The organism is Afipia sp. GW822-FHT04G07, from assembly GCF_058800765.1.
This window is the reverse complement of the sequence record NZ_JBXAMP010000001.1, coordinates 25,361-48,615: the sequence shown is the minus strand read 5'-3', so window position 1 is coordinate 48,615 and position 23,255 is coordinate 25,361. Positions and strand designations below refer to the sequence as shown.

Annotated in this window: 24 protein-coding genes; 5 read left to right on the top strand and 19 right to left on the bottom strand. The window is 57.8% G+C overall.

The features are described from left to right. Positions 1-4 precede the first annotated feature (4 nt). The 7 genes from pcaD to AC1RKJ_RS00220 are packed head-to-tail and all read right to left on the bottom strand — an operon-like array spanning position 5 to position 6,496. On the bottom strand, positions 5-829 hold the full coding sequence (gene pcaD, locus AC1RKJ_RS00250; RefSeq protein WP_492788920.1) for a 3-oxoadipate enol-lactonase: 825 nt from the start codon (positions 827-829) through the stop codon (positions 5-7). A 9-nt stretch (positions 830-838) separates the two neighbouring features. Next, positions 839-1,306, bottom strand: coding sequence for an SRPBCC family protein (locus AC1RKJ_RS00245; protein ID WP_492788919.1), 468 nt, complete (start codon positions 1,304-1,306; stop codon positions 839-841). Between the two features lie 9 nt (positions 1,307-1,315). Further along, complete coding sequence (locus AC1RKJ_RS00240) at positions 1,316-2,293, bottom strand: amidohydrolase family protein (RefSeq protein ID WP_492788918.1); 978 nt, start codon at positions 2,291-2,293, stop codon at positions 1,316-1,318. A gap of 11 nt (positions 2,294-2,304) precedes the next feature. Beyond that, positions 2,305-4,701 carry a xanthine dehydrogenase family protein molybdopterin-binding subunit gene (locus AC1RKJ_RS00235; RefSeq protein ID WP_492788917.1) on the bottom strand — a complete coding sequence of 799 codons (2,397 nt, stop codon included), beginning with the start codon at positions 4,699-4,701 and terminating at the stop codon, positions 2,305-2,307. Then, on the bottom strand, positions 4,698-5,279 hold the full coding sequence (locus tag AC1RKJ_RS00230) for a (2Fe-2S)-binding protein (RefSeq protein WP_492788916.1): 582 nt from the start codon (positions 5,277-5,279) through the stop codon (positions 4,698-4,700). The genes AC1RKJ_RS00235 and AC1RKJ_RS00230 overlap by 4 nt, the downstream gene beginning before the upstream one ends. Continuing rightward, positions 5,276-6,163: an FAD binding domain-containing protein gene (locus AC1RKJ_RS00225; protein ID WP_492788915.1), complete on the bottom strand. Its 888-nt coding sequence runs from the start codon at positions 6,161-6,163 to the stop codon at positions 5,276-5,278. Before AC1RKJ_RS00225 ends, AC1RKJ_RS00230 begins: the two co-directional genes overlap by 4 nt. Positions 6,164-6,169: 6 nt before the next feature. After that, on the bottom strand, positions 6,170-6,496 hold the full coding sequence (locus tag AC1RKJ_RS00220; protein ID WP_492788914.1) for an NIPSNAP family protein: 327 nt from the start codon (positions 6,494-6,496) through the stop codon (positions 6,170-6,172). A 295-nt stretch (positions 6,497-6,791) separates the two neighbouring features. On the opposite strand from AC1RKJ_RS00220, the gene AC1RKJ_RS00215 reads away from it, so the two are divergent. From AC1RKJ_RS00215 to AC1RKJ_RS00200, 4 genes are all read left to right on the top strand, one after another. Then, entirely contained in the window at positions 6,792-8,165 is a 1,374-nt protein-coding gene (locus AC1RKJ_RS00215; protein ID WP_492788913.1) for an aminotransferase-like domain-containing protein, read from the top strand. A gap of 102 nt (positions 8,166-8,267) precedes the next feature. After that, positions 8,268-9,011 carry a sulfite exporter TauE/SafE family protein gene (locus AC1RKJ_RS00210; protein ID WP_492788912.1) on the top strand — a complete coding sequence of 248 codons (744 nt, stop codon included), beginning with the start codon at positions 8,268-8,270 and terminating at the stop codon, positions 9,009-9,011. A gap of 41 nt (positions 9,012-9,052) precedes the next feature. Continuing rightward, positions 9,053-10,027, top strand: a complete 975-nt coding sequence (locus AC1RKJ_RS00205; protein ID WP_492788911.1) for a Bug family tripartite tricarboxylate transporter substrate binding protein — start codon at positions 9,053-9,055, stop codon at positions 10,025-10,027. A 143-nt stretch (positions 10,028-10,170) separates the two neighbouring features. After that, positions 10,171-11,070: a LysR family transcriptional regulator gene (locus tag AC1RKJ_RS00200; protein WP_492788910.1), complete on the top strand. Its 900-nt coding sequence runs from the start codon at positions 10,171-10,173 to the stop codon at positions 11,068-11,070. Between the two features lie 99 nt (positions 11,071-11,169). Here the strand turns inward: AC1RKJ_RS00200 and AC1RKJ_RS00195 are convergent, their stop codons facing one another. The 11 genes from AC1RKJ_RS00195 to AC1RKJ_RS00145 all read right to left on the bottom strand — a co-directional run bounded on the left by AC1RKJ_RS00195 (position 11,170) and on the right by AC1RKJ_RS00145 (position 21,153). Further along, entirely contained in the window at positions 11,170-12,036 is an 867-nt protein-coding gene (locus AC1RKJ_RS00195) for a Bug family tripartite tricarboxylate transporter substrate binding protein (protein ID WP_492788909.1), read from the bottom strand. Positions 12,037-12,203: 167 nt separating this feature from the next. Further along, positions 12,204-13,445, bottom strand: coding sequence for an amidohydrolase family protein (locus tag AC1RKJ_RS00190; protein ID WP_492788908.1), 1,242 nt, complete (start codon positions 13,443-13,445; stop codon positions 12,204-12,206). Next, complete coding sequence (locus tag AC1RKJ_RS00185) at positions 13,442-13,801, bottom strand: hypothetical protein (protein ID WP_492788907.1); 360 nt, start codon at positions 13,799-13,801, stop codon at positions 13,442-13,444. Before AC1RKJ_RS00185 ends, AC1RKJ_RS00190 begins: the two co-directional genes overlap by 4 nt. Beyond that, positions 13,788-14,153: a Rieske (2Fe-2S) protein gene (locus AC1RKJ_RS00180; RefSeq protein ID WP_492788906.1), complete on the bottom strand. Its 366-nt coding sequence runs from the start codon at positions 14,151-14,153 to the stop codon at positions 13,788-13,790. Before AC1RKJ_RS00180 ends, AC1RKJ_RS00185 begins: the two co-directional genes overlap by 14 nt. A gap of 387 nt (positions 14,154-14,540) precedes the next feature. Next, entirely contained in the window at positions 14,541-16,100 is a 1,560-nt protein-coding gene (locus AC1RKJ_RS00175) for a class I adenylate-forming enzyme family protein (RefSeq protein ID WP_492788905.1), read from the bottom strand. 7 nt (positions 16,101-16,107) lie between these two features. Further along, on the bottom strand, positions 16,108-16,524 hold the full coding sequence (locus AC1RKJ_RS00170) for a Zn-ribbon domain-containing OB-fold protein (protein ID WP_492788904.1): 417 nt from the start codon (positions 16,522-16,524) through the stop codon (positions 16,108-16,110). Positions 16,525-16,526: 2 nt separating this feature from the next. Beyond that, a complete protein-coding gene (locus AC1RKJ_RS00165) occupies positions 16,527-17,696 on the bottom strand; it encodes a thiolase family protein (RefSeq protein WP_492788903.1) in 1,170 nt (389 codons plus the stop codon). Positions 17,697-17,698: 2 nt separating this feature from the next. Continuing rightward, the gene (locus AC1RKJ_RS00160; protein WP_492788902.1) at positions 17,699-18,493 is read right to left on the bottom strand and encodes an enoyl-CoA hydratase/isomerase family protein; all 795 of its coding nucleotides are present in this window, start codon (positions 18,491-18,493) and stop codon (positions 17,699-17,701) included. A gap of 33 nt (positions 18,494-18,526) precedes the next feature. After that, positions 18,527-19,282 carry an ABC transporter ATP-binding protein gene (locus AC1RKJ_RS00155; RefSeq protein WP_492788901.1) on the bottom strand — a complete coding sequence of 252 codons (756 nt, stop codon included), beginning with the start codon at positions 19,280-19,282 and terminating at the stop codon, positions 18,527-18,529. After that, positions 19,282-20,139, bottom strand: a complete 858-nt coding sequence (locus AC1RKJ_RS00150) for an ABC transporter permease (RefSeq protein WP_492788900.1) — start codon at positions 20,137-20,139, stop codon at positions 19,282-19,284. The genes AC1RKJ_RS00155 and AC1RKJ_RS00150 overlap by 1 nt, the downstream gene beginning before the upstream one ends. Before the next feature lie 18 nt (positions 20,140-20,157). Then, on the bottom strand, positions 20,158-21,153 hold the full coding sequence (locus AC1RKJ_RS00145; RefSeq protein WP_492788899.1) for an ABC transporter substrate-binding protein: 996 nt from the start codon (positions 21,151-21,153) through the stop codon (positions 20,158-20,160). A 228-nt stretch (positions 21,154-21,381) separates the two neighbouring features. On the opposite strand from AC1RKJ_RS00145, the gene AC1RKJ_RS00140 reads away from it, so the two are divergent. Continuing rightward, positions 21,382-22,314, top strand: a complete 933-nt coding sequence (locus AC1RKJ_RS00140; RefSeq protein ID WP_492788898.1) for a LysR family transcriptional regulator — start codon at positions 21,382-21,384, stop codon at positions 22,312-22,314. Positions 22,315-22,444: 130 nt separating this feature from the next. Here the strand turns inward: AC1RKJ_RS00140 and AC1RKJ_RS00135 are convergent, their stop codons facing one another. Then, a complete protein-coding gene (locus AC1RKJ_RS00135; RefSeq protein WP_492788897.1) occupies positions 22,445-23,251 on the bottom strand; it encodes an enoyl-CoA hydratase/isomerase family protein in 807 nt (268 codons plus the stop codon). Positions 23,252-23,255: the final 4 nt, after the last annotated feature.

Sequence of the window (23,255 nt, the reverse complement as noted above, 5' to 3'; positions counted from 1 at the left end):
ACTTTTAGGTCTTATCCGTTGCTTTGATAAGTGTCAGAAAGTCGCGGACAGCTTCAGCAAAGGCATCCGGAGCTTCGACACACGATATGTGAGCGGCATCGAGAGTTACGAGATCAGCTTGTGAAATAGCCGCGACGATTTCTTCAGCGCGCGACGGAGGTGTCGACGGATCGTGTTGTCCTGCGATTACCCTCACCGGACACGAAATCCGGAGGAGATCGGGCAATACATTCGCGGACGCAAGAACCTCGCAGCAGCCGGCATATCCAGCCGGCGACGTATTCCCGATCATCGCGGCAAGATCGGCAACGCGCAGTGCATATGCCTCGCGATACTTGGCCGTCACCCAGCGCTCCAGAGAGGGCTCCACGAATGCGGCAACGCCACTCGACCGCGCGGTCGCGGCGCGATCGCGCCACATCGTTTCGGGCGGGAAATTCGCAGCCGTATTCGCAAGTATCAACCCGCTCACGCGGTCAGGCGCATGAATGCCGAGCCACATCGCGGTCAGACCGCCGAGTGAAACGCCGCAAACAACGGCCTTCTGAATCTTCAGCGCGTCCAGGATCGCAAGCACATCTTTGCTTAACGTTTCAATCGAGTAGCCATTCTCAGGCGCATCGGAACGCCCATGTCCGCGGGTGTCGTAACGCACCAGGCAGGCATGTGCCGCCAACCGATCGGCAACCTCATCCCACATTCCATAAGAGGCTGCGAGCGAGTTACTGAAGACGATGACGGGTTTATCCAAAGCTCCCGATACGCTCACAGCGAGCCGAACACCGGCTTCAACCTCCACACTGTGCATATCGCGAATGGCAACGTTCATATCCGTTTCCTACTCAGCCGCGCCCTGGGCCGGCACATCGAACTCCTTACGAAGCGCGGTGAAGAATTTCCCAACAAGATGTTTCGATACGCTTCCCAGAATGCGCTGGCCTACGCCAGCGACAAGGCCGCCGATCTCGCCGACACCCTGATAGGTCAATTTGGATACGGTCGGGCTCTCCGGGGTAATCTCGAAGCGAGCCGTGCCACTGCCATGCCCAAGCGTTCCTGCACCGGAGACCTTGATGCTGCAGGTCTTGGGTGGCTCCTTGTCCGAAAGCGCAATCTCGCCCTCGAACGAACCGCCCACGGCGGCGACGCGCAACTGCATGTCGACCTTGTAAGTGTCGGGCGAAATTTCGGTCATGCTCTTGCAGCCTGGAACACAGCGCGTCAGCACGACGGGATCGTTGAGTGCGACCCAGAGCGCTTCAACAGAGGCCTGGATTGTTTCGGTGCCGCCGATATCGAGTTTCATGGTATGTCCTCAAATTCCGAAAAGACGTTGAGCAAGGCCGCCATTGATGGATGCCCGCTCTGAATCCGAAAACTGCGTATCAGCTACGATCTTGAGCGGCGCCAGATCGCCGATCGGAAATGGCATGTCGGAGCCCATCATGATCCGGTCGGCGCCAACAACGTCAGCGAGGAAACGCAGCGTGCGCGTATCCTGAACGATGGTGTCGTAATAGAGCGTGGCAAGTGCTGCATCAGGGTCGCCGAGCTTGTCCTTGTCGAGGGAGTAATTGCGCCGCAACCGGCCGATCACGTAAGGCAACGCCGCGCCACCGATACCAGCGACGATCTTCGCCTTGGGATAACGCGTGACGGCGCCTGAATAGATCAGCCGCGACATGGCGATCAGCGTATCGGTGATCCGGCCGACGGCGTTGGCCATGCCGTAGTCGTGAACACGGTCATCGCCGCTCTCGAAAACCGGATGGATGAAAACAATTGAACCTAGTTCGTTCGCAGCTTCCCAGAACGGAATCAACGTCGGATCGTCGAGCACGCCACCTTTTCCCTTCGGCTGGGTGCCGATCATGGCGCCCTTGAATCCCGAAGCATGGGCCTCGCGCAGCACTTCTGCCGCAAGCGCACCATTCTGAAGCGGGACCGTCGCCAACGGAACAAACCGGGGCTCGTTTTTGGCGGCCTGCGCGAGATGCGAATTGATCAGCCGCGACCAGCGCGCACCTTCTTCCGCGGGCGTCTCATAGGCGAACATATCGAGCCAGCCGCCGACAACCTGTCGCTCAACCTTCTGCGCATCCATCCACTGCAACCGTGCCGGCAGATCGCTAAGCGGCTTCGACACCGGCCGCGTTGGCTTACCGCCTGCAAACGAAAACCCGAGGCTTCCGCCCTCCTCGATTAGGCGAACCGATGGAAAGTTCGCGGCCTGTGAGCGGATCGCATCCAGCAGGCTTGGAGGAACGAGATGAGCGTGGCAGTCGATAATCATACAGCCGGTCCTTACTTTTTGTTTTGTTTGGCCACCGCAACCGCATCACTGATGGCGGAAATGCGAATCGGGAGCTTGGAGAACGAGATGTCGAGGCTACGCACGGCATCGTTGATGGCGTTCGATATTGCGGCCGGTGCGCCGAGGTAGCCGCTTTCGCCGGAACCCTTTTGTCCGAACACGGTGTACGGAGACGGCGTGCAGTGATGCACGATTTCGACCTTCGGAATCTCGTGTGATGACGGGAGCAGGTAGTCCATGAAGCTTTGGGTCAGCATTTGTCCCTCGCCGTCGTAGACAAACTCCTCGAGCAACGCCGCTCCGATACCGTGAGCAATGCCGCCCAGCGTCATTCCCTTCACGATGTGCGGGTTTATGACGGTGCCGCAATCGTGACCGATGACGTAGCGGCGAATATCCGGTTTTCCGAGAACAGGATCGATCGCGACCAGGACAACGTGAAACTCGAACGAGTGACACGGATACATTTGCACCCGTCCGTTTTCCGGAAGCTTGTCCCCGGTCGGAACCTGCATCACATGCGTGGTTTCAAGTCCGGGCTCCATGCCTTCCGGAAGCAGATGAAAGTTGCGGTGAGCAATGTTGACGAGATCAGCCCAATTCAGCTGACTGGAGCCTTTGGTGGCAACCACACTGCCCTTTGCGTATTCTACTTCGTCTTCCTTGCATCCAAACTGATGCGCGGCGATTTTGACGAACTTCGCCTTTAGCTTCTGCGCCGCGTGGAATGCCGCACCACCGAGCATGATGGCCATGCGGCTGCCGACCGGCGTGTTGGAAGGCAGTGACGCCAGCGAATCCGGACGTACAACGCGGATGCTGTCGGGGTCGATTTCCAGAACCTCGCCGACGACTGTGGCGACGAGCGTTTCATGGCCCTGCCCGGCAGATGTCGTGTGAATCGTGACCGTGACGAAGCCAACACCATCGATATTGATGCGGCAAGAATCCATCCACGTCGTCGTGGTGTTCTTCTCATTCAGCAGTGGCTCGAAGGAGGAGTTTCCACCGCTCGGCTCAAGACACGCGGCAATACCGATTCCCGCGAGCATTCCGGACGCCCGCAGCCGATCACGCTCTTTCTGAAGCGCAGTGTAATCGACGTGCGCGAGAACCTTCTCCACTACCGTGTGATAGTCGCCGCTATCATACCGCGTGCCGCTTGGGATCAGATACGGAAACTCGTCCTTGCAAATAAAATTGCGGCGGCGAACTTCGACAGGATCGATCCCGATTGCGGCGGCAACCTTGTCGATTGCCGTTTCAATTGCGTAGTTCGTCGGCGACTGACCGAAGCCGCGCACAGCTTCCTGTACGGCCTTGTTCGAGGTCACCGATTGCGCGCGATACTGCACACTGTTGATTTTGTAGGGCCCGACGATAGCGCCGATCGGCTTGCCGAGCTGGAAAGGCGCCCGGCCGGCGTAGCCGCCGGCATTGTCCAGCGCCCGCATCTTCATCGACTTGACGATGCCCTGATCGTTGAACGCAATATCGACATCGAAGATGCGCTCTGGGCCGTGCTGGTCGCCGCCGCGCATGTTCTCAAGCCGATCCTCGATCAGCCGAACGGGACGGCCAAGCCGTCGCGAAAGATGCGAAACGAGAACGGTATGCTTGATGCCTCGCTTGACGCCGTAACTGCCGCCGACATCGACGTCCTGATGGACTCGAACGTTATTCGCCGGAATTCGCAGCGCGCGCGCAATCTGATCCGGATACTTCGGCATCTGAATCGAGGCCCAGACGTCCAGAATTTCGCGCCACGGATCCCAGGATACCGCCACCCCGAACGTCTCGATCGGCACGGTCGAATTTCTGCCCCACACGACGCGGAAAGACAGATGGCGCGGGCTTTCGGCGAAATCCTTTTCAACCTCACCCCAGACAAACGTCTTGTCGAGCAAAACGTTCGAACCATGTTCTGGATGAACAGGAGGACTATCCGGTTTGATCGCTTCCTCGGCGTCGATCACAAAAGGAAGCGGCTCATAGCTCACGCGAAGCTTCTCGGTCGCGTCCTCCGCTTGCGCGCGGGTTTCCGCCACCACGGCAGCGACCCACTCGCCCGCATATCGGGTCTGGCCAACGGCCAATGGATAGCGTTTCACGTTTGGCGTATCGAGGCCGTTCATTAGCGGATCGACTGCCGCTGCCAGTTCCTCACCCGTCAGAACGTAGTGGACACCCGGCATTGCCATTGCGGCAGAACTGTCGATCGAGAGAATGCGAGCCGAGGGATACTGCGAAGGCAGGATCGCGACGTGTAGCATACCCTCCAGGGCAATATCACCGACGTAGTGGCCACGGCCTACGACGAAGCGGCGATCCTCGCGAACGCGACGATTGGTCGATACGAAACGGAAGGCTGACGGATCCGCGCTCATTTCGGGCCCTTTCCCGGCGCATCAGCCGCAACTTCGAGAACGCCCTCTTCCGGCGCATCGTGGCCGGGCGCATTTCCATCTAGCGCGGCCTTGTTGGCCCGAAGCACATTCGATTTTCTCAGGCGATCGGCCGCGAACTCGACTGCCTCTATGATCTGCCCGTAACCCGTGCAGCGGCAGATGTTCCCGGAAATCGCCTCGACGATGTCTTCGCGGTTGACGTCATGCGTCCGCTCAAGAAGCGCGTGCGCTGTCAGGATCATGCCGGGCGTGCAATAACCGCATTGCATGCCGTGGGTTTCGCAAAACGCATCCTGTATGACACTCAGTTCTCCAGGAGAGGTTGCGACACCCTCAATTGTCGTGATCGCATAGCCGTCGGCCTGAACCGCGAACATCAGGCAGGAGCGCACCGGCTCGCCATCGAGCAGCACGGTGCAGGCGCCGCAAACGCCATGCTCGCAGCCCGCGTGCGCGCCGGTCAGCAAGAAATCATCTCGCAACGCATCCAGCAGCGTCTTTCGCGGCTCGACATCGCCGGCGCAACGCAACCCGTTGACGTTGAGTTCAATCTTCATCGGGCTCCTCCTCGGACTTCCTGGCCCTTCGCACGATCATGCGCATCTTCCAGCGCCCGCGCACAAAGAGTGGCAGCAACGCGGCTGCGATAGCTCGCTGTTGCATGCAGATCGCTGGTCGCCTCGAGATCGGAAACGGCAGCGGCTATCGCATCAGCCAGCGGCTTTGCTTCCAGACGCGTTCCGAGCAGTGACGATATATCAAGTTTAATAGGCCGGTCGCCGACGCCGCCAATTCCGAGCGCCACGTCAATGCATCGCCCCTCCTCGTCGAGCGCGATCTGTGCCGCCGCAGAAACGAACGCAAAATCGGACCGGCGCGCGCTGATTTCGTGAAACCCGACACCAATGCGCTTATGCGTCCAGACGGGGAAGCGGACCGCGCTGAGACATTCACCCATGCCGATCGTGGTCAGCATCGGACCGATAAAGAAATCGTCCGCCGGTGTGGACATCGTCCCATCAGGGGACGCCGCTTCGATTTCAGCGCCGAGCGTCACGGCAACCAGCGGAATTTCTGCGGACGGATCAGCATTGGCAATCGAACCGCCGACAGTGCCGCGATTGCGGGTCGGAGGATGCCCGACCCATGGGAGAGCCAAGGCAAGCAATGGCACCGATTTCCGGATCAACGGATCGTTTAGCGCCAGCGCCTGCCGCGTCGTCGCCCCTATCACAATCGACCCATTGTCCTCACGGATGCCTGAAAGCTCTTTCAGCCGCAGAATATCGACCAGCCTCGCCGGCCGGGCGAGGCGCATGGCAAGCATGGGCACAAGTGTCTGCCCGCCCGCTATGACACGCGCATCTTCATCCGCGGCGAGCAACTCGCACGCCTCGGCAAGTGAGCTTGGTCTGACGTAATCGAATGACGCAGGTTTCATAATTCCTCAGCCGAGCAAGGGACCGGCAAAAGCGGGCGACAGCACCGATATGGTCTGTTTCTTGAGAAGCGGCCCATCGATCTCGCTCGCCTTCTTGACCGCAGCCCACTCGCTGTCGGCTCCGAATGCGGCCCATGCCGCCTTCCGCGCATCTTCGCTTGAAAACCGCGTTATGTAAGTGAGGCGCTCGTCTTCTTCTGGCGCAACGAATGCTCCGACGAGTTCGATGCCATGACGGGGAAAGAATTTCGCCGCGACCTCATCCTGGAAACGTTTGCGCATCGCTTCAGCGCGGCCTTCCACGGCCTCATAAACCCGAATTTCATAAACCAAGACGCTCTCCCAACAGCCAGGCGGTTCGTGCCGCCGTTAGCCAGCAGCTTTCGACGCGAGGTAAGAATTCGCGGTGGTCATTGTCAAATTAAAAATGAAGCAATTCGCCAATTTATGCTGATTTGAGACTGGTACAATTCTGGATTGATATATAAACATACGATTTTAGTGGCTCCAAACGATGAAATTTCGCATTGTAGCGCCTGTTGGTAGGTCACATTGAAAGGTTTTCCGAATTGTACTATTCGACAATGCTGCGACGATTTGACCGTCGTAGATCATTCACGGGAAGCAAATGAACGATTGGGTACCAACCCTCCCCCCCAATGGCGGACCGCGCTATCTCGCGTTTGTCGATTCTCTTGAGGGGGACATCGCGAGCGGCCAGATCAAGCCGGGCATGCGGCTGCTACCCCAGCGTGAGATGGCCCAGCGGCTTGGGCTCAGCATCGGCACGATCTCGAAAGCATACTCCGAAGCAGAACAGCGCGGCCTCATCACCGGCGAGGTTGGACGCGGCACCTTCGTGCAGCGCCGGAAACCCGCACAACGCAGCGGCTATGGTTCTGGCGACGCAACGATCAATCTCGCGCTGAACGTTCCTCCCTACACTGGTGAAGACGAAGTCATCGCCTCGGCTCTTGCCGAAATTGCCGCGCAAGGCGAAATGACCAACCTGCTCGGCTACCTGCCACATCAAGGCGTCAAGCGTCACCGCGAGGCGATGGTGATCTGGCTTGCATCGTTGGGAGTTACGGCCGATCCCGATGAGCTGTTCATCACGCACGGAGGTCAACACGCCATCTCCGTTGCGCTCAATCTGGTGAGTTCGCCCGGAGACGTCGTTCTCACAGAACGATTTACCTATTCAGGGATGATCGCATTGTCGGCGCAGAACGGCTATCGGCTGCACGGCGTGACGGCCGATGCTGACGGCCTCATTCCCGAAGAACTCGACCGCGCGTTCAGCGAAACCGGCGCCAAGGTCCTGTTCTGCATGCCGACCTTGCAGACACCAACAGGCGCCACGATGTCGGAAGCGCGCCGCGACGCCATCGCCGAAATCGTTCGCAAGCATAACGCATATTTGCTTGAGGACGACGCCTACGCATTCCTTTTCGAAACAGCACCTCGCCCGATCTCCGTGCGGATCCCGGAACGCAGCTTTTATGTCGTGAGCTTTGCGAAATGCCTCGCTCCGGGACTACGCATCGCGGCGATGATCGCGCCCGCTTCGTTTCGCGACCGTTGCAACAACGCTATACGGGCCACGGGATGGATGGCCACGCCCGTCATGGCCGAAGTCGTTACAAGACTCATTCGCGATGGCGGCCTGATCCGTCAGGTGAAGCGTAAGCGCGAGAAGGCTGCCGTCAGGAATGAAATCGCAAACAGGATTCTCAGCGCCTGGTTGCCGCCGATCTCGTCTTCTCCCGGATTTCATCGTTGGCTTCCGTTACCCGCGGGCCGCACATTGAATGCGCTCGTCACCCAAGCGGCCCACGCCGGAATTACGCTCGCGCCACCCGGCGCCTTGCAGCAAGTCGAGCGTGGAACGCTTGGGATTCGAATTTGTCTTGGGCATCCCTCCACGGAAGCCGACCTCGAGAAAGCAATGGTCGAGATCAAACGCATCCTCGAAATGACGGAAACAATATCCTTTGTCTAACTGAGCAAGCCATCACGGCGGCGGCGAACCAAGCCCACACAACAAAAAGCAACGAAAACGGCGAAGCCAACAATCGCCGATCAGGCAGGGAACATAAAAACAATGGAGCCGTTTGCGCTTGTCGCGCTCGTCGCGGCAACATTTCTACTCGCCGGCCTCGTGAAGGGTGTCGTCGGGATGGGATTACCGCCCGTTGCCATCGGCATCATGGCGCTTGCGATGCCGCCGGCGCAGGCCGCTGCGCTGGTTCTCGTGCCCGCCTTCGTGACCAACATCTGGCAAATGATGTCGGGACGAAATTTTCTTGCTATCGTCAGGCGGCTTTGGACGGTTGAAGTCTGCATTTGCATCGGCGCCTGGCTATGCGGGGACATCCTGACGACGCAAACATCCAAGCTGCCGGGATTTTTGCTTGGCATCATGTTGATGGTGTACGCCGTTTACGGCACGACCTCCGCGACGCCGCGGATTTCTGAACGCTACGAGCCGTTTCTGTCTCCCATCATCGGCCTGATCACCGGCGTCATCGTCGCGGCAACCGGCCTGATGGCTATTCCCCTCGTTCCTTATCTGCAGGCAATCAATCTCGAGAAAGAAGAATTGCTGCAGGCATTGGGGCTCTCATTCTTCATCTCGGCCCTTGCGCTGGGGACCGTTCTCACAAGCGCGAGTATTTTCCGCAGCGATACAGCGCTGATGTCGGCGCTTGCGCTGCTGCCGGCGACAGCGGGAATGGCCATCGGCCGCTACTATGTCAGCCGGATATCGGCCGCGACCTTCAAACGCTGGTTCCTGCTCGCAATGTTCCTGATCGGGTTGGCCTCATGCATTCAGGCAATTCGTTGATGCATCGTCTCAAAAACCAGAAACTCATGGGGAAGAACCAGATGTTACGCAGGTTAGCAATCGTCGCAACAGCAGGCCTTTTGGCGCTTGGCAATGCCGCCCAGGCCCAGGAATGGCCGACACGGCCGATCACCATGATCAACCCCTTTGCGGCGGGCGGACCTAATGACGTCCTTGCGCGGTTGTTTGCGCAGCGGATGGGTGAACTCCTTGGCCAGCCTGTGGTTCTGGAAAATGTTGGAGGCGCGGGCGGAATGAATGGCGCGGACCGCGTCGCGAAAGCGCCGCCCGACGGCTATACCTTTCTGCTTGGCACCGTCGGAACGCAGGCTCAAAACCAGAGCCTGTTCAAAAAGCCCGCGTACAATTCCGTGACGGACTTTGAACCGGTTGCCCTTATCGTCGAGGCGCCTCTCGTGCTGGTGGCTCGCAAGGACTTCCCGGCGAAAGGCATGAAGGAATTCGTCGCCTACACCAAAGCCAACGAAAGCAAGATGCAGTTTGGATCAGCCGGCACAGGATCGGCGATCCATCTCGGCTGCGTGCTGATGAATTCGGTGACGGGTCTCAACGTCGTGCACGTACCTTATCGCGGGGCCAATCCTGCGATGCAGGATCTGATGAGCGGCCGAATCGATTACCTCTGCGATATCGTCACGACCGCGAAGGCTCAGGTTGACGGCGGCACGGTACAGGCAATCGCCATCCTGACCAAGGAGCGCTCGCCTGTGCTTCCGAACGTACCGACCGCTATCGAACAAGGATACGATGTCGAGGCGTATACGTGGAACGCATTTTTCCTTCCCAAGGGAACACCAGCCACCATTGTCGAAAAACTGAACAAGGCAACGGTCGATGCAATGAAGACACCGGCAGTGCGGGAGAAGCTCGAAAGCGCCGGCCTTCGATTTGTTTCGAACGATCGGACAACACCGGCCTATCTCGGCAAGTTCGTCACGAGCGAAATTGCGAAGTGGGCTGCCCCGATCAAGTCCAGCGGTATTACGGTCGACTGACGGTCTTATCGGATACCGGTCGCGAAGCTCAAAAAATTCAGCCATTCGGCCAAGCGGCTTCGCGACCGCACGACCCTTGAAGCAGGATGTTTCCGCCTGACTGCTCGGCACATCGATCCAGTCTGACGAGGAAGGGTATCGAAATGATCGAACTTCGCCAGTTCAAGCAATTCATCGCGGTGGCAGAGGAATTGAGTTTCCGGCGCGCCGCGGAACGGCTCAATATGGCGCAGCCGCCATTAACCGCAACAATCAAACGCATCGAGGACGAAATTGGCGCAGTTCTTATCGAACGAACCAACCGCATCGAACGCCTGACCGAAGCTGGCCGTGTCTTCCTCGATGAAGCGCGCAAGACTGTCGATCAAGCGGAGCGCGCCCTGCTGGCGGCACAACGCGCCGGCGCAGGCCTCACTGGAATGTTACGCGTGACGTTCGTTGCCAGCGCGGCTCGCGAGTTACTGCCGTCAATCTTGCTGCGATTTCGAGAACGTTATCCCGCAGTCAAGCTTGAATTGCGCGAAGCCATGACAACGCAGCAACTCGCGTCCCTGGCAAACGATGAAAGCGATCTTGGCTTTGTCATCCCTCCCCTTGAGGATGCCAAAAATCTGACGGTCGAGGTCATCGCCCGCAACCGTCTCGTCGCCGCTCTGCCCGAGAGGCACCCATTAGCGATGGCGAGCCAGATAACCCTTGCGGATATGTCCCAGGAATCCTGGATTTTATTCGCTGCTCGCCAGGGCCCGGGCCTGCATCGGATCATCCACGCGGCTTGTTCAAAGGCCGGGTTCACACCGAAGATCGGACAGGAGGCACCGCAGATGGACACGATCGCGAACCTGGTCGCCGGCGGAATGGGTGTTGCTTTGGTATCGAGAGCGCTCGCAACGAGCGGCCGCAAGGGTGTCGTGTTTCGGGAACTCACCGGACCCGGAACCCCGGTCGAATTTGAATTGGCGATCGCCTACCGGCATTCGTCCCCTGCCTTGGACGCTTTCGTAGCCGCGACCCGACTGCATGCGAAAATGATCGCGTTATAAAATTCGGGCTGGCCGGGACCGAAGGAATGCGTATTCCTCCGATCCCGATCAACCGCAGTCAGATGTCCGCCGATGCGCGGGATCGGCATTCCCCGGGCGTCATTCCGGCGGAATATTCGCCTTCTTGACGACCTCGCCCCAACGCGCGATCTCACTGTCTACGAAAGTGCGAAACTCCTCGCCGTAGAGGTCGCCGGGTTCAACACCCATCTCGGCAAATCTTCGCTTGGCTTCCTCGGACTCGTTAACTTCCTTCATTGCGGCGACCAGCTTCTTGTAAATGGGTGACCCGTTGGCTTGAGGCATGTAGATGCCGAACCAGGCCTGCACATTGAAGCCCTTCAAGCCCGATTCATCGAGCGTCGGAACATCCGGAAGCAACGGCGAACGCTTCAGACCGGTCAAGGCAAGAACACGCACCAGCCCGCCCTTGGATGCGCTCACCACAGTCGGGAGCGAATCGAACAACATCGGAATATGTCCACCGATGAGATCGTTCATTGCAGGCCCGTTCCCCTTATAAGGAACATGAACAATATCGACACCCGCCATCTGCTTGAACAGTTCTCCCGACAAGTGATTGGCGCTCCCCGTGCCGGCCGAGCCAAACGAATACTTGCCCGGATTCTTTTTGAGAATCTCGATCAGTTCCTTGACGTTCTTGGCCGGGAAATTGTTGGTCACCAAAATCGCGTTGGGAACCGCCGCGACGAGTGCAATCGGAGAGATATCCTTTTTCGTATCGTAAGGAATGCTCTTGTAAAGGCTCGGTGTAATCACGTGATGCGTCGCCGTGAGAAGAAGGACCGTGCCGTCAGCGGGAGATCGCACCACGGGTTCCGTACCGATGATACCGGAAGCACCCGGCTTGTTCTCGATATACGTCGTCACCCCAAGCTTCTCACCTAGTATCTTGCCGACCACGCGCGCAAGCACGTCGGTCGGGCCGCCCGCAGAGAACGGCACGATAATACGGATCGCATTTCCCGGAATCTCCGGCCCCTGCGTACTTCTCGCTTCGCCTGCGCCTAAAAGAAATACAGCTAAAACCGCAACAAGAGCCCTTCGCATTGTCATCCCCCGGATGTTGTTTGTACTTTTTGTTGATTATGTTCGATGTTCGTCACGCAGGATCACGCCGTGATGAGCTTCTTGACTGGCGTCGGATCCAGATTGAAAAGTCGGGCCGCATTCAACCCAAGAATGTTTCTTTTCGCCTGCTCGTTGAGGAACGGCAGATCGCAGATTTCCTGAGGAAGATCGAAATCGAAGTGCGGCCAGTCCGATGAGAACATCAACTGGGTTTCCGCCTTGATCATCTCGAACGTGTTCTCAAGGGCCTTCGGATGCGTCGTTTCCATCGGCTGCGTCGTGTAGAAGCAGTTCGTATTCATATATTCGCTCGGCATACGCTTGAGCTGCGGCGCCTCGGACGGCCGCATGAGATACTGATCATCGAGCCGCTGCATCAGGAAGGGAACCCACGCCAACCCGCTCTCGACCCACATCGTCTTGAGTTTTGGGAATCGTTCGGGAATGCCGTTCAAGATCCAGTTGGTCATATGCACCATGTTGCACCAGGCAAAACCCAACGCGTGCATGCCAAGAAAGCGATTGACCGTGGCCAGCGAGGGATCCTGCCAGTGATAGCCGGCATGGAAGGCCAGAGGCTTCCCGGTCTCCTCGATCATGGAGTACAGACGCATATATTCGTTGCTGTGAACCGGCTTGTATCGCGTGCTGGTAACGCAAAATCCGATCACGCCTTTATTATCGCCAAACTCCTCGACGGCGCGTTCCGCCTCTTTCGGCGTATTGAACGGCAGATAGATCAGCGTTTTTATCCGGTCCTCTGCGGATAAAATTCTCTCGCCCATCCATCGATTGTAAGCGCGGCCGAGCCACACTTCCATTTCGGTTTGCGGATGCATTCCGAGAAACAGCATAGGCGTTGGGAAAACGACCATATTGTCCACGCCGAGCGAATCCATCGCGCGTCGCGTCAGGGTAACGTCGCGGTGGACGTCGGTTTCCTCCACGGTTTCGCGTTGATCGTCCTGATGCGGAATGCGCCCGCCCACAGACTGGTAACGCAGGCCGAGATCACCGTTCAAACCAAACGGCGGCGCACCGATCCGCTCCGCCTGATAACGCATCGCGTTATCGCGAATAACCGGATCCTCAATGTAGGTGACGACCTCTTTCCACGAAACCGACTCGACGTGGTGTGCGTCGATATCAACGACAAACCAGTCCTGCAGTCCGCGCTTGACCGCATTCCGTTTCGCGTGGGCAAGCACATCGCGCGTATCGGTATAGACATCAATCTGCTGTGTGGCTGCGTACTGCGGCCCGACCTTCTCTCGAACATTCATGATTTAGCACCCGGGTAGTATGTGTCTTCGTCCGGCCGTCGGCGATACCAAAGCGCAAGCTCCACTGGGCCGAGATGCAGAGCGCGAAGCATTTCCGAGACGGCTGACAGCAACTCCGTCGGCGTCATTTCGCTGTCGCGCTCACCCGCGATCGGCGGAAATGTTCTTTCCTCGCCATCGGACTTCGCAACATAAAGGCGAATGGCCGCCGTGAGTATTTGCGCAACGGATTCGTCGGACACACGATGAGCTTCGCCGCTTTCGACCAATTCCCGCGACGCGCGCAACAGGTCAGGAGCCAGCGAATCGATCCATCCGTACTGGTCGTTACGCCGATCGGCATTAGACTCGGACATAGATTTCTCCATCCCTGATTGTCATATCTGCCTTGCGCAGGCGGACTCGCGGGTTTCCCTGATGGCTACCGGTCTTGATGCTGTATTCGTAGCCGTGCCACGGGCAGACGATGTTGCTTTCCGTCTCGTCGTATTCCATGGCGCGCACCGTATGGTCTTCCGCGACAGGTTCGAGCACCCGCTTCATGATGCGGCCCTGGCAGACAGGGCCCGCACGATGTGCACAACGATTGTGCCAGGCGTAAAACTCGCCATCGATCTTGAAGACACCAACTTCCATGTCACCGCAAACAATCACCTTGCGGTCACCGTTGTTGTAGTCTGCAACCTTCCCCGCGCTGTATTCGTGCATTAATTGCCTTCCTTCGACCGACTCTCACGGCGATCCGACGCCACGCAGATTGCGCATGGGCGAACCGCTCGCGCGCATTAGCGAGTTTATATTCATTCTAGATTTTCAGCGGGCAATAGCGCGTTTCTGAAGGAGCGATACATCACGCATATCGCGGAAATCCGCTCAATACGGCGCGGTTAAATCGACAGAATTGCGTTCAATTGGAAAGCCGGGCTTAATCGCCACGCCGGGCGAACGCGCCGCTGATGGAATGTGGATATCAAAAGCCACACTCCCCCATTTCGATCAAATATCGCTGCCTTGTGCTTCGGTCTGAAGTCCGACCTCACAACTCTGCCTCGCACGAGCTACGATATTGCTGCGAAGAAACTCACTCGAACAAAGTCAAGCGCTTCTTTCCACAGACTCGGGGCTCTTGACGAGCTCGGTTGCCTGATCGCGCAATTCTCGCTTGAGCACCTTGCCAAGTGAGTTTCGCGGCAGTTCATCCACGATGAATATGTACTTTGGCTTTTTGTATCCCGCGACCAGTCCGCGAACATGCTGGGCGACCGAGGCCGGCGTGGGAGCACTTCCTTGCGCCCGTTCGATAAAGGCCGCGACAGCTTCCCCAAAAATTTCGTCGGGGACACCGACGACAGCGGCGTCCGCTATATCGGGATTTTGCAGGAGTGCCTGCTCGACTTCCTTTGTGTAGATATTAAAGCCGCCGCTCAGCACCATGTCTTTCTTGCGGTCGACGATATAAAGATAGCCGTCCTCATCGGCTTTCGCGACATCGCCTGTCTTGATCCAGCCGTCTTCGATCGCTTTGGCGGTTTCGTCCGGCCGATTGTAGTACCCCCGCATCACGGAATAGCGGCCAGGCTCGCCGACACGGACGAGAAGCTCGCCCGCTTCGCCAGTTTTCACTGCATCGCCAGCATCGTCCACGATACGCACCTCGACGCCCGGCGTCGGCCGGCCAATGGATGCGGCATGATCGAACTGCTCCTCGTGCGACAACGAGGTCACCCCACCCACTTCGGTCATGGCGAAGAACGACACCAGCCGGACATTGGGGAGGAGCGCAAGGAACTGCCGCTTCAACTCAACCGGAAACGCCTCACCGGTGACGACAATACGCCGAAGCGAGGCGCACTTCGCGGGATCAGCCTTGATCTCGGGAAGCATCATACGGCAGACGGTGGGCACCATGCCCAGCACCGTGATCTTCTCACGCGCGATGGTCTCCACGGTCTGTCGCGGATCGAACTTCTTCATGACGACGAGTGTGCCGCCAAGGGTCATCGAGTTCGCAAGCCGCGCAAAGCCGGTGCGGTGCGCCAATGGCGTAGTGACCAGATAGTGATCATCCCGCGAGATACCCCACTCCACCGCATTGATGAAACAATGCTGGGTAATGATATTGGAGTGGGTGATGATCGCGCCTTTCGGCTTACCCGTCGTACCGGACGTGTACATGATGACCGCGTCGTCAGACTCGATCGACAGCGACGGCAATGGTGCCACCTTCGACGCTCGCAGACTGTCATAAGAAATTGCGCCCGCAACGCTGCCCTTCCCGATCGCGATCCGGATCGCTTTTGGATTGGAATCGAGAACCTCATGGATGGAATTGCCCGGGCTCTCAAACGCGATAGCGAACGGCTGGCTGTCGGAGCAAATATGTTGCAGTTCGTGCGACGTGAGGCGCGTCGTAACGGGAACGACGATCGCGCCGAGCGAGAACGCCGCATAGAACAACTCGATGATTTCCACCCCGTTATTGAGAAACACCACGATGCGGTCACCCGCACCGAGGCCCTGCTCTTTCAACCCGCTCGCGACCCGACGGATTCTTCCGTCGAGATCGCGATAGGCGATCCGCTCGTTTTCGCAAACGAGCGCGATCTTGTCAGGATAGCGGACGGCCTGCGCGCGCAGGACGGTTTCCAGCCTCATAGTTCACCTAGCCCAATTTGAACGCGGGATAATTGATGTCGTCTCCGAGCTTATCCCACGCAACTTCCACGCGCTGCCCGATAGCGACCTTGTCAGGATCAGCTCCGAGAATATTGCCAAGAATGCGCACGCCTTCGTCGAGTTCAACGGTCGCAAGCGGCAGCGGAAGTCTACCATCGAGCCCCGGTCCCGGAACCCGGATGACCGTGTAGGCGTAGATCGTGCCCTTGCCTGAGACTTCACGCCATTCGAGATTGCGACTGCCGGTGTAGATGCTGACGGGCCGCGGATAGTGCTGAAACTTTCCGGTGTCCTTGCAGTATTGCAGGACTAGCTTGCCCTGCTTGGCGCCGTCCCAGAAAGCCTGGGTATCGACGTAGGTAGACGGCTTGGGGACCGCACGTCCCGTTTTTTCTTCTGCCATGGTCAGGCCTCCAGGATCATAGCGGCGCTGGTTCCCCAGTTCCGCGCGTAAGGGATAACGCCGATACCGGTGATCAGCGCGTTCTTCGGATTACTGACCTGACGGCCGCCGCCTTCGCCAAACATCTGGCGCACAGCTTCAGCAAGGTTCAATCCGCCGCTCGCCAGACCGGGTTGGCCCGCAGAAATCTGGCCGCCGCCGGTGTTCAACGGCAACGTGCCCTTGAAAGACAAATCGGTGTCGAGTGTGTAGTCGCTACCCTGCCCCCGCTTGCAGAAGCCGAAGTCTTCGAACTTCATCATCACGGCGATGGTGAAATCGTCATACGGCTGGAACATCCGGATGTCCTTCGCCGAGAGGCCCGACTGCTTGTAGACCTTGGGCGCAATTTTCGAGAACCCGGTTTCGGTGATATCCGGACAGGATTGGTTGCCGTTGACGTTCGTGATTTCCGCGTAAGCCGTCGGATACACCATTTTCTTGATGCCGAGGCTCTTTGCCTTGGCTTCGCTCATCACCAGAAAGGCATTCGCGCCATCGCAGAACATGACGCAATCAAGCAGCTTCAACGGATCGGCGATGACGCGCGACTTGTTGTAGTCGTCCATCGTGATCGGTGTCTTGAATTTCGCGTAAGCGTTTTCGTTATGAGCAGCGTGTGCACGCTGGGTGATAGCGATCTTGCCCAAAGCTTCGGATTTGATGCCATATTGATGCTGATAGCGGCTCATCAGAAGGCCGAAGGTCGCTGGCGGCCCCTGCACGCCTGGCGGATCCTGGAACTCCGGGCGATAAGCTCCGTAGTTCGCACGCCATGACGTGCTTGGCGCATCGGCCGATAGCACGACCACAACTTCGCAGTGGCCATCGCGAATGGCCGACGCCGCGCGCGCCACACCGCCCGTCGCGGAGCAGCCACCGGTGCCGCCGTAGTTCAGCCACGTCGGCGACAAGCCAAGCGCTTCCGTCATGTAAACGGCGAAAAACGGATTTGGCGCTTCGCTGAGAGGACATGTTACGGCCAGGCCGTCGATCATATCCTTCTCGATCCCGGTCGCCGCCAGCAACTTCGCCAACGCCTCACCTCCAAGATCGTAGGCACTCCGTCCCGATTTGAAATCGATGGCCGTTTCCGAATAGCCGGCGATTACGATGTCGCGTTTTTTTGTCATGTTTATTCTCCGCGGAACGCTGGCGACCGCTTTTCACGGAAAGCCTTGAGGCCTTCATCGCGGTCCTTGGTGAAGTAAAGCAGGAAGGATGCATCGCCCTCGGCCTCGAAGCCGTCGGGGAGCGACATGTCGACACCGCGGTCGATGACGGATTTTGTCATCATCACCGAGATCGGCGCATTTTCGCTGATGCTTTTCGCAATCTCGCGCGCCTTATCGATGGCCTTGCCCTGTTCGGTGACATGATTGACGATGCGATAGCGCTCAGCTTCCGCAGCCGTGATGCGACGGCCGGTCCACATCAACTCCTTGGCGAGCGGCTTGCCGATCAGTCGCGGCAATGTCTGAGTGCCACCACCGCCGGGCATCATGCCAAGCTTGATTTCAGGCAAACCGAATTTCGCGTTCGCGCCCGCGACAATAATGTCGCCAACCAGTGCGAGTTCGAGACCGCCGCCCAATGCGAATCCTTCGATCGCCGAAATCAGCGGCTTTGTGAAGGCACCGATCTCGCGGAACAACCGGTTCACTTTTCGATTACGCTTCCGGAATCGGTAGAAGTCGAAATAGCCGTTTTCCTGGATCTGAAATTCGCTGGTGTCGATGCCGGTGCAGAAAGCCTTGTCGCTTCCGAGCAGGATGACGGCGCGAACATCGCGTTCGTGCTCGACCTCGCCCAGAATTCCGAGAATTTCTTCCGCGGTCTGTTCGCGCAGAGAATTCAGTTTTTCCGGACGGTTAATCGTGATTTCGACCCATCCATTCTCGCGCTTAAGAATAACGTCTTGATAGTTCATCAGATCGGATCTCCAGGCTTCTCGTTTATTGTCCTAATGTTCGGATTCGTCTTCACCACCCATGGCGGAAGCGATTTGTGCGTGAAGTTCGGCTATCTTTTTTGGATCGGCACGTGCCGCGTCGTCGATCCGGACTTCAAGCGCGATTTTGGCAGGCTGACTGAGAACGATGGCACGGTCGGCCATTTCCAGCGCGTCATCGATTCGATGCGTAATCAAAACGCACGTTTTGTTGAACTCGCGAGCTATCTGATAGAAATCCCGGCGCAGCGCCCTCGATGTCACATGGTCGAGCTGACTAAATGACTCATCGAGAAACACGATCTCTGGATCTATCGCCAACGCGCGGGCCAGCGAAACGCGCTGCCGCATTCCGCCCGAAAGCTCGTGAACATATTTGTCATCGGCATCTTCGAGACGGACCCGCCCCAGCCAATCTTTCGCACGCTTGCGTGCTTCGGCTTTTGATTTTCCAAGAATGAGAAGCCCAAGCTCTGCATTCTCGACTGCGGTTCGCCAAGGCAACAGACGATCAGTCTGAAAGCTCACCGAGAGTCGGCCTTTCAACTCCTTGAAGGAATCGTATGGATCAACACCCGCCACCCGCACAGTTCCATCGTTCGGTGCGGTTGTGCCCATGATCAAATTCAAGACGGTGCTTTTCCCAGCACCGGTCTTTCCCAACAGAACAACGATTTCTCCGCGCTGGACGTTCAGCGACAGATTATCGACTGCGAGATATGAGCCGAAGGTCTTGGTGACGCCGCGCACTTCAATGAGATTGCTCATTATCGGACCGTCGCCTCCGCACGCCAGCGCAACACAATCTTCTCGATCCCGCTAACCGCGGATTGAAGAAGCAAATTGAGAATCACAAGGAAGAAAGTCCACGCGAGAACCTGATCGATCCGGAACGTCGATTGAGCAAGATTCATTCGCGCGCCTACGCCGACAGCGGAGGCAACGAGCTCCGCGAAGATCACCATGCGGATCGCATAGCCGATGACCGACTTCGTGGTCAGAAAGATGTAGGGTACGATGTGCGGCAGGATCAGATACCGAAGGACCTGCCAGCGTGAAGGCCGAAAGCTCTCGATCATATCGACGTAGTCTTTGGACAGCGCCCGCACACCTTCGTAGACATTGAGGGCATAGAACGGGAGAAGAATCACGAGCAGAATAAAGAAGATGCGGGTTTCTGGATTTTTGAACCAGAACACGGCAATCAGCATCCACGACAGCGCCGGGATCCCAGTGTCGATCACGACGATCGCTTTAAGATAGGGCCTCAGCCGCGGCAGCATTCCCATCGCAAGACCGAGCAACACGCCAACAGTCATGGCGACCGACACAGCGATGGCAAGGCGCACCAGCGTGATGGCGACGTGATAGGGATCCGTGAAGAAAAGTTCCCGCGCCGCATTCCAGACGGTGATCGGCGACGGCATGATATAATCCGGCACGTATCGGCTTGTGATCTCCATCGCAATGAGGATGAGGACCACAACGACACATGTCGCAAAGAGATCGCGCCTGCTTTCGGGATTCTTGCGCGGCCCCATCGACATCGAAAGAGGCTTCACGATCTTCCGTTCGGCGGGACGAACCGCGTCCGACGCTTTCTCTGCTTTAGCAACTGCTGACATCTTTTCGATCACGCCGGTTCAGACTGCGAAAAAATTATCGTCGACAGGTTTTGTAAGCAGCCCGTTGCGAGCAAGAAATTCGCTCGCCTTCACAACGGTGTTACGCGACGCGGCGTCCGACATCGGCTTGTAGTTGAACGATAGGCGTTTCGATTCCATGGCCTGCTTCAGGATGTCGTTGGGCACCCCCGTCCTGCTGCCGAAGAGATCAACTGTCTTCGCCACGTCGGCATTGATGCCTTGCAGGCACTCCTTGAACATGTTTCCGACCTTGGCAGCGATTCCGGGATGCTTGTCGATCAGCTCCTGCCGAATTCCGACGCCGAAATAAGGCAGGTCGCCCGCGCCCTTTGCAATTTTGTGATAGGCGTCACCCGCCTTGAAGATCACGCGAAGATCCGGCTTCTTGATCAGGCCGGTCGTGATGTTCGGCTCCCAGGACAACGCCGCGTCGGCACGATCCGCCATCAGGAGCGTCACCGACGCAGCCGGGTTATCGACGTTCTGAATCGTGGCATCTTTTTCGATATCGAATCCGTTGGCTTCCTTGATCAGCGCCTTCACCATCCGATAGGTGCCGGTCGACTGAAGCGCTGCAATCGTCTTGCCCTTGAGTTGCGACACATCGCTCACGCCGGTCTTGGGCGCGAGCAGCGCGATCATGTTGGCGTCGGTGATGGTGCAAAGATATTTGATCGGCACGCCGGCTTGATATCGGGCGGCGAAGGTGTCCCAGCTTCCGATGCAAACGTCGTAATTGCCTGCGACGAAATCGTTGTAATACGTCGAAACCGCCGTGTACGGCATCGGGTCCGGCATGGTCAGACCGTTCTTCTGGCCAAGCTTGTTGGCGAGAATGAACTGAACCGGAAGTACGGTGAAGCCGGGCTGCAATGACGCCCAGCGCACCGGCACTGCCGTATCGGCCGCAGCCTTTCGAACGCTCGGCGACAGCATCAGCGATGCGGCCGCCGATCCGGCAACGAATCCCCGCCGTGTGAAAATGCCTTTCATATTTCCCTCCCGTGTTCGCGTTTGATTTTCGCGTGTCTTTTTTCGGTGTTGTCAGGTGCCCGGGGCACCTTTCGCCAACGCCTGATGTTCGTTGGAAATCACTCTAACCTTGCCAAAGCCGGGACAGTGGCGCATTTTGAACCCGCCTTTGTTCCAGATATGGGACGATAAGGTCATTCCACAGCCTGTTACCGCTGGACTGACCGATTCATGCAGGTGTCCGGTTCCATGACCAGAAAACTCGATCTCAACGCGCTGTTGCTGTTCTTCGAAGTCGCAAATGCGGGGAGCATCAGCGCCGCAGCCAAAAAACTCGGTATCCCGAAGTCGACGATCAGCCGGAAACTCCAGTTCCTCGAGGATCAGGCTGGCGCGGTGTTGTTCAAGAAAGGCAGCCGCAAATTGACGATCACCGACGTCGGCCAGACGCTCTTCGAGCATTGCGAACGCATTGCGTCCGAAATCGACGAAGCCGGGCTCGGCACCGCGCGCGCGCAAACCGAGTTGCGCGGAACACTTCGAGTCAGCATGCCGGTCGACTTCGGCATCGGATGGCTCAGCAGCGCGATCGCCGCCTTCGCGGTAAGTTATCCCGACATTCACCTCGTGATCGACGCCAACAGCCGCTGGGTCGATGTGTCGGTGGAGCCCTATGATGTCGCTGTACAACTCGGTCCCCTGCCCGAAACGCAAGGCCGGACGTGGCATCTGGCCAGCATTACACGAGGGGTCTATGCGAGCCCGCAGTTCCTGGAACGAATGGGCGCACCGCTGAACATCGAGGATTTCGGTCGCTTCGATTGCATCGTGACCGAGCACCAGCGCGCGGAAGGCGTCTGGAATTTCCGCAGCGGCCTCGGCGCCAAGATCATCAACGTGGCCGGGCGTATCACGGTCAACCACATCGGCATCGCGCGTGAACTGGTAATCGGCGGAGTTGGTCTCGGCATACTGCCGAATATCATGTGTCAGAATGACATCAGGTCGAAGCGCCTGGTCCGCGTGCTGACCGACTGGGAAAGTCCAACGCTTGAAGTTTCCGCAACTTTCCCCGGCAAGCGGAAAGAATCGCGACGGCTGAGGACGTTTCTCGATTTCATGGCGCGAAAACTCAAGATCGAGGAGAACCCGCGGCCCGTCGGCATGGCAGTCGATAGATAAACTCGGACGCAAATGATGCGGAAGCGCTGTCCTGCCCTCGACCAGATTTTCAACATGGAACGGCATATCGAAATCCCGAAGGCGTTAGGCATTGCGGCGAGCCGCAATGCCTAACGCATAGAACTGGGGACTAGCGGCCGATGAACTTCGGCGGACGCTTGCCGTTGAAGGCTTCGACACCTTCCTTGAAGTCCTCCGATTGCCGCAAACGGCTGTAGCAATGGCCTTCCAGTTCGATCGCGATGGCCAATGTCGAGTCCTCGGTATCGTTCAGGAGCTTCTTCGCGGTGCGCTGAGCCAACGGCGAGAACGTGCGAAGTTCCTCGACTAGCTTGTCCGTCGCCTTTTCCAGATCGGCGTCCGGCACGCATTCGGTGGCAATGCCCCATTCCTGCGCCTGCTTGCCCGGAATGCGCTTCGAGCGCATCACGATGTCCTTGGTGCGCGTGATGCCGATCATTTTCTGCAGGCGAGCCGATCCGCCGGATCCCGGAATCTGACCGAGCTTCTGCTCAGGTAACGCATAGAACGCAGTTTCGGAAACCAACCGGAAATCGCAGGCGAGCGACAGTTCGAATCCGACTCCGAAGCAATAGCCCCGGTTCGCGACGATAACGGGCTTGGCGCAACGCGCGGGCGCGGCAATATTCCATGCGAGCTTCGAGACATGCTCCGGAGTGGCTTCCATGAAGCCGCCGATATTTCCGCCGCTTGAGAAATGCTCTCCAACCGCACGGATCACGATCACGCGAACGCGCGCATCCTCATCCAGCGTTTCGAAGACCAGACGCAGTTGATCGCGCTGCGGCATGGTGACGATATTGTACGGCGGCCTGTTGAGAATGATATCGGCGCGTTCGTGAGCTTCATCAAGCTCAACCTGAAAGCCGTCGAGCTTTCCGAGACGCGGATCGACAAACGAGTAAGGGGACGGCATATCG

What these genes read in the sequence shown, in the direction of transcription:
- AC1RKJ_RS00235 (WP_492788917.1), bottom strand. Translation starts at nt 4,701, where the DNA reads ATGAGCGCGGATCCGTCAGCCTTCCGTTTCGTATCGACCAATCGTCGC.
- AC1RKJ_RS00185 (WP_492788907.1), bottom strand. Translation starts at nt 13,801, where the DNA reads ATGTCCGAGTCTAATGCCGATCGGCGTAACGACCAGTACGGATGGATC.
- AC1RKJ_RS00150 (WP_492788900.1), bottom strand. Translation starts at nt 20,139, where the DNA reads ATGTCAGCAGTTGCTAAAGCAGAGAAAGCGTCGGACGCGGTTCGTCCC.
- AC1RKJ_RS00200 (WP_492788910.1), top strand. Translation starts at nt 10,171, where the DNA reads ATGATCGAACTTCGCCAGTTCAAGCAATTCATCGCGGTGGCAGAGGAA.
- AC1RKJ_RS00165 (WP_492788903.1), bottom strand. Translation starts at nt 17,696, where the DNA reads ATGACAAAAAAACGCGACATCGTAATCGCCGGCTATTCGGAAACGGCC.
- AC1RKJ_RS00160 (WP_492788902.1), bottom strand. Translation starts at nt 18,493, where the DNA reads ATGAACTATCAAGACGTTATTCTTAAGCGCGAGAATGGATGGGTCGAA.
- AC1RKJ_RS00135 (WP_492788897.1), bottom strand. Translation starts at nt 23,251, where the DNA reads ATGCCGTCCCCTTACTCGTTTGTCGATCCGCGTCTCGGAAAGCTCGAC.
- AC1RKJ_RS00240 (WP_492788918.1), bottom strand. Translation starts at nt 2,293, where the DNA reads ATGATTATCGACTGCCACGCTCATCTCGTTCCTCCAAGCCTGCTGGAT.
- AC1RKJ_RS00140 (WP_492788898.1), top strand. Translation starts at nt 21,382, where the DNA reads ATGACCAGAAAACTCGATCTCAACGCGCTGTTGCTGTTCTTCGAAGTC.
- AC1RKJ_RS00180 (WP_492788906.1), bottom strand. Translation starts at nt 14,153, where the DNA reads ATGCACGAATACAGCGCGGGGAAGGTTGCAGACTACAACAACGGTGAC.
- AC1RKJ_RS00145 (WP_492788899.1), bottom strand. Translation starts at nt 21,153, where the DNA reads ATGAAAGGCATTTTCACACGGCGGGGATTCGTTGCCGGATCGGCGGCC.
- pcaD (WP_492788920.1), bottom strand. Translation starts at nt 829, where the DNA reads ATGAACGTTGCCATTCGCGATATGCACAGTGTGGAGGTTGAAGCCGGT.
- AC1RKJ_RS00175 (WP_492788905.1), bottom strand. Translation starts at nt 16,100, where the DNA reads ATGAGGCTGGAAACCGTCCTGCGCGCGCAGGCCGTCCGCTATCCTGAC.
- AC1RKJ_RS00230 (WP_492788916.1), bottom strand. Translation starts at nt 5,279, where the DNA reads ATGAAGATTGAACTCAACGTCAACGGGTTGCGTTGCGCCGGCGATGTC.
- AC1RKJ_RS00205 (WP_492788911.1), top strand. Translation starts at nt 9,053, where the DNA reads ATGTTACGCAGGTTAGCAATCGTCGCAACAGCAGGCCTTTTGGCGCTT.
- AC1RKJ_RS00215 (WP_492788913.1), top strand. Translation starts at nt 6,792, where the DNA reads ATGAACGATTGGGTACCAACCCTCCCCCCCAATGGCGGACCGCGCTAT.
- AC1RKJ_RS00210 (WP_492788912.1), top strand. Translation starts at nt 8,268, where the DNA reads ATGGAGCCGTTTGCGCTTGTCGCGCTCGTCGCGGCAACATTTCTACTC.
- AC1RKJ_RS00170 (WP_492788904.1), bottom strand. Translation starts at nt 16,524, where the DNA reads ATGGCAGAAGAAAAAACGGGACGTGCGGTCCCCAAGCCGTCTACCTAC.
- AC1RKJ_RS00155 (WP_492788901.1), bottom strand. Translation starts at nt 19,282, where the DNA reads ATGAGCAATCTCATTGAAGTGCGCGGCGTCACCAAGACCTTCGGCTCA.
- AC1RKJ_RS00190 (WP_492788908.1), bottom strand. Translation starts at nt 13,445, where the DNA reads ATGAATGTTCGAGAGAAGGTCGGGCCGCAGTACGCAGCCACACAGCAG.
- AC1RKJ_RS00225 (WP_492788915.1), bottom strand. Translation starts at nt 6,163, where the DNA reads ATGAAACCTGCGTCATTCGATTACGTCAGACCAAGCTCACTTGCCGAG.
- AC1RKJ_RS00245 (WP_492788919.1), bottom strand. Translation starts at nt 1,306, where the DNA reads ATGAAACTCGATATCGGCGGCACCGAAACAATCCAGGCCTCTGTTGAA.